The sequence below is a fragment of the Flavobacterium cupreum genome (genome assembly GCF_003996965.1).
Classification (GTDB): Bacteria; Bacteroidota; Bacteroidia; order Flavobacteriales; family Flavobacteriaceae; genus Flavobacterium; species Flavobacterium cupreum.
The window spans coordinates 1-297 of record NZ_QWDM01000213.1; the positions used below are offsets into that span (position 1 = coordinate 1).

A 297-nucleotide genomic window follows, 5' to 3' on the forward strand; every position below is an offset into this window, starting at 1 on the left:
CGTCCTTGCGGCACTCCACGCCCTCGGTGGCCTTGACCTGGTCCTCGATCGTGTAACGCTTCTTGGCCTCGGTACGGCTCATCAAACGCCCTGCGCCGTGGCTACAGCTGTTGAAGCTCTCCGGGTTGCCTTTTCCGCGCACGATGAAGCTCTTCGCGCCCATCGAACCAGGAATGATCCCAAGCTCGCCCGGACGCGCCGACACCGCCCCCTTACGCGTGATCAGCACATCTTTGCCAAAGTGGTGCTCCTTCTGCACGTAGTTGTGGTGGCAATTGACCGCTTCCACGTGCGTCT

Annotated in this window: 1 protein-coding gene; it reads right to left on the reverse strand. The window is 61.3% G+C overall.

Annotation, left to right across the window (positions count from 1 at the left end; all coding sequences use genetic code 11):
* A partial coding sequence (locus tag D0817_RS27215) for an RtcB family protein (protein ID WP_161568493.1) occupies positions 1–297 on the reverse strand: 297 nt, incomplete at both ends.